The following is a 4,386-nucleotide window of genomic DNA, read 5'->3' on the forward strand; positions in this document are numbered from 1 at the left end:
TTACTGTTACTGAAGTTGATCCTGTGCGCGCATTAGAGGCTCACATGGACGGTTTTGAAGTTGCTCCGATGGCTCAAGTCGCAAAAAGTGGTGAGATATTCATTACCGCAACAGGCCAGACCGGAGTAATTAGAAAAGAGCACATCGTTACCATGAGAAGCGGCGCAATCATGGGCAATGTGGGACACTTTGATGTTGAAGTTGATGCCAAGTTCTTGTTAACTGAATCAAAATCTATAAGAGAAGTAAGACCAAATCTTGACGAATGTGTTCTCAAAAATGGAAAGAAGATGTACCTCATTGGAAAGGGGAGGATTGCAAATCTTGTTGCAGCAGAAGGACACCCGCCAGAAGTAATGGCACAATCATTTTCAAATCAATTATTGTCAATGATCTACATTGCAAAGAACCACAAAAAAATAGGAAAGANTGGTTTTGAAGTTGCTCCAATGGCTGAAGCTGCAAAGAGTGGCGAGATATTCATTACCGCAACAGGCCAAACAGGTGTAATCAGAAAAGAACACATCGTTACCATGAGAAATGGTGCAATCATGGGCAATGTGGGACACTTTGATGTTGAAGTTGATGCCAAGTTCTTGTTAACTGAATCAAAATCTATAAGAGAAGTAAGACCAAATCTTGACGAATGTGTTCTCAAAAATGGAAAGAAGATGTATCTTATTGGCAAGGGAAGGATTGCAAATCTTGTTGCAGCAGAGGGACACCCACCAGAGGTAATGGCCCAATCATTTTCAAATCAATTATTGTCCATGATATACATTGCAAAGAACCACAAAAAAATAGGAAAGAATGTGATTACAGTTCCACAAGAAATTGATATCCAGATTGCAGTAGATGCACTCAAGGCAATGAATGTAGAAATGGACAAGCCAACTGCAGCCCAGATAAAATACGGTCAGAGCTGGGCATAGCTTAAATCAGACACAAACTGTACCCTGATAATGAAAAGGGCAATTATAACAAGTGCACTTCCATATGCGAATGGCGAAATACATCTTGGACACGTTGCATCCACTTACCTACCTGCTGATATCACTACTAGATTTTTAAAATTAAATGGTACAGAGGCATATTATTTTTGTGCGTCTGATGATTTTGGCACGCCGATTCTAATCCAGTCTGAGAAAGAGAGCAAGACTCCAGAAGAGTATGTGAAAATTTGGAACAAGCGAGATCATGAGGATTTTACATCGTTTGGTATTTCATTTGATTTCTTTTACCGAACCAGTTCGCCAGAAAACGTAACCTTTGTACAGGATGTCTTTAAAAAATTGCAGGCAAACGGGCACATTTACGAAAAAGAAATCATCCAGTTTTATTGTACAATTGACAAAAAATTCCTGCCTGACAGGTACGTTCTAGGGCGTTGTCCATACTGCAAGGCAGAAGACCAGTACTCTGACTTGTGCGAAAAATGCGGCAGAGTACCAGAAGAGATTGAGGATCCAAAATGCTCCATATGCAAAAATCCGCCTACAAAAGAAAAGACAAGGCACTATTTTNGCCAGAAGAGATCGAAGATCCAAAATGCTCAATATGCAAAAATCCACCGACAAAAGAAAAGACAAGACACTATTTTTTCAAACTGACAAACTTTGTCAATGAACTAAACCAGTGGCTTGAAGCAGACTCGCATCTCCAAAGAGACGTCAAAAAGTACGTGCAAAACTGGATAAAAGAGGGCCTAGTTGACTGGGATATCACGCGAGATATGAACTGGGGTGTACCGATACCACTTGATGATGCCAAGGGACAGGTCTTTTACGGATGGTTTGACAACCACCTAGCATACATCTCTACTGCAATAAAATTTCTAGACGGAAAAGGGCTTGACGGAAAACAATTCTGGAACTCGGCAGACATTTACCATTTCATTGGAAAAGATATCGTGTACCACCATTATTTGTTCTTACCTGCAATGAGAATTGGAATTAAAAATGAATTCAAACTTCCTGATTACATCCCGACTCGTGGGCACTTGATGCTCCAGTCTAAAAAAATATCAAAGAGCCGCAATTGGTATATCGGACTAAAAGACTTTCTTGGAATATACCCTGCAGATTACTTGCGATTTTATCTTGCACTGATAACTCCTTACAGCCAAGATGATCTTAATTTTGACTGGGAAGAGTTTGCATCAAGAATTAATTCTGAACTGATTGGAAACATTGGAAATTTTATCAACAGAGCACTTGGCTTTACCCATAAAAGCATGGCAGGAGTTGTGCCAAATGTAACAGAGTTTGATGGTGCTGACAAGGAAGCGCAGGAAAAGATTACCAATTTTTCAAGCGAGCTGACCTCATTGATGGAAAGCAACAGTCTTGACAAGGCACTGAAAAAAATCATTGAATTTTCTGCACACTTTAACCAATATTTCCAGAAAAAAGAACCATGGAAAGGTGGACCAGGCTCTGGCAACTGTGTATTTGTTTCTGTAAATGCTGTTCGCAGCCTTGCCATATCTCTATATCCATTCTTGCCCGAGTCATCGCAGAAGATATGGGAGCAGCTTGGAATAGCAGGCTCTGTATCAGAGCAATCATGGGGTTCCATGTCTGAAATCAAGATACCTCAAGGCCACAAGATTGGAGCAGCATCACCGTTGTTTAAAAAAATCGAGGCCTCTGACATTGAAGCAAACAAGGCAAAGCTTGGCAAATGAGTCTCCAGTGGTTATCACGTGACGGCAAGCTCTTGCTTGGGGCTCGAGTTGTCAGAACTTTCTCATATGGGTTTCTTAGCGTAATTCTTGCAATCTACCTAAAACTGGTAGGATTTGATGATATTCTAGTTGGTATCGTACTTACTGCCACGCTTGTAAACAGCGTATTTTTCAATCTTTTATCAAGTGCATATGCAGATAAAATTGGAAGAAAAAATATTCTGATAATTTATGCCGCACTGATGATTGCATCGTCTGTAATATTTTTTGTAACAAGCAATTACATCGCACTAGTAATTGCAGCCCTTGTTGGAACAATAAACGTCACAGGATCTGAAGTTGGGGCATTTTTGTCATTAGAGCAGGCAATACTACCACAGACTGTAAGTGATGCCAAAAAAAGAAACTCGATATTTGCAATCTATAATGCAGTTGGAACCTTTGCCATGTCTGCAGGTGTGTTGTTGTCAGGCCTGCCATCAATATTACAAAATTATGGATTTGATAAAATTGGTGCAATAAAGGAACTGTTCTTAATTTATGCAGCATGTGCAGTTGTGGTTCTCGTGATATACATGATGCTTTCTAAAAACATCGAGGCAAAAGAAAACAAGTCTGGCATGTCGATTAAAAACATCTCTCCAAAATCTAAAAATATCATTTTGAAAATGTCTTCGCTTTTTGCAGTCGATTCGTTTGGGGGAGGATTTGTGATACAAAGTATAGTCTCATTCTGGTTTTACACCAAGTTTGGTGCAGACCTTTCTTCGTTATCATACATATTTGCAATTGCAGGTGTGTTGACGGCTGTATCTTACATGGCATCAACCAAAATTGCATCAAAGATTGGCTTGGTAAATACGATGGTCTTTACACACATTCCGTCAAATATCTTGTTGATACTGCTTGCCTTTGCCCCATCTCTATGGATTGCGGTATCTCTATTTTTTGCAAGGATGAGTCTATCACAAATGGATGTTCCAACCAGGCAATCGTATATCATGGGAGTAGTAAGCGAAAATGAGAGAATCCCTGCTGCTGTTTATACAAATACCTCACGAAACATATCGCAGGCAATAAGCCCATCAATTACTGGAATCATAATCCAGACACTTTCGCTTTCTGCCCCCTTTGTTGTAGGAGGTGTACTAAAGATTGTCTACGATGTTGGAATATTTTTTAGTTTCAGAAAGATAAAGCCTCCAGAAGAACTGTGATTTGTTACTTGGATCCTTCAAGATATGCCAAGATTCCTGTGTAGTCTATATCCCCAAAACCTGCCTTGATTGCCTTTTGGTATAACTGGTTTGCAAGTTTTGACATGGGCATGTTTGCACCAAACTCTTTTGCTGTGTAATCGATCTCGTCAAGATCTTTTTGCATCATTTTAAGAAAGAAACTTGGCTCAAACTGACCCTTTGCCATCTTTGGTCCCTTGTTTGCACTCATTCCTGTCTTAAAATATGTGGAGTTTAGAACTTTAAGAAATGTGGTAGGATCAAGCCCAGATTTTTTTGCAAGTATGATTCCCTCTGAAATTGAAAGCGCAAGAATTGCAATCTGTGAATTCATTGCAAGCTTCATTGCATGACCTGAGCCATTTTCTCCCAAGTAAAATGTTTTTTCTCCGATGGTATCGAGTACTGGTTTACATCTTTGATATGTCTCAGATTTTCCTCCCACCATGACTATCATCTGGC

Annotated in this window: 4 protein-coding genes and 2 pseudogenes; 5 read left to right on the forward strand and 1 reads right to left on the reverse strand. The window is 39.7% G+C overall.

Features of this window, described 5'->3' with window-relative positions; translation table 11 throughout:
* The 5 genes and pseudogenes from DYY66_RS14395 to DYY66_RS06355 all read left to right on the forward strand — a co-directional run.
* Positions 1 to 429, forward strand: a pseudogene (locus tag DYY66_RS14395) (adenosylhomocysteinase); the annotation flags it as partial.
* 1 nt (position 430) lies between these two features.
* Positions 431 to 932, forward strand: a pseudogene (locus DYY66_RS14400) (adenosylhomocysteinase); the annotation flags it as partial.
* Between the two features lie 27 nt (positions 933 to 959).
* Positions 960 to 1,523 (forward strand): class I tRNA ligase family protein (locus DYY66_RS14405; RefSeq protein WP_309223978.1); only part of this gene is annotated, 564 nt, incomplete at its 3' end.
* A gap of 32 nt (positions 1,524 to 1,555) precedes the next feature.
* Positions 1,556 to 2,686 carry a methionine--tRNA ligase gene (locus DYY66_RS06350; RefSeq protein ID WP_394352592.1) on the forward strand — a complete coding sequence of 377 codons (1,131 nt, stop codon included), beginning with the start codon at positions 1,556 to 1,558 and terminating at the stop codon, positions 2,684 to 2,686.
* On the forward strand, positions 2,683 to 3,903 hold the full coding sequence (locus DYY66_RS06355) for an MFS transporter (protein WP_166287185.1): 1,221 nt from the start codon (positions 2,683 to 2,685) through the stop codon (positions 3,901 to 3,903). The genes DYY66_RS06350 and DYY66_RS06355 overlap by 4 nt, the downstream gene beginning before the upstream one ends.
* 4 nt (positions 3,904 to 3,907) lie before the next feature.
* Here the strand turns inward: DYY66_RS06355 and DYY66_RS06360 are convergent.
* On the reverse strand, positions 3,908 to 4,386 hold a 479-nt coding region (locus DYY66_RS06360; protein ID WP_218583633.1), incomplete at its 5' end, for an NAD(P)-dependent oxidoreductase.

Source organism: Candidatus Nitrosotalea sp. FS (genome assembly GCF_011319475.1).
GTDB lineage: Archaea > Thermoproteota > Nitrososphaeria > Nitrososphaerales > Nitrosopumilaceae > Nitrosotalea.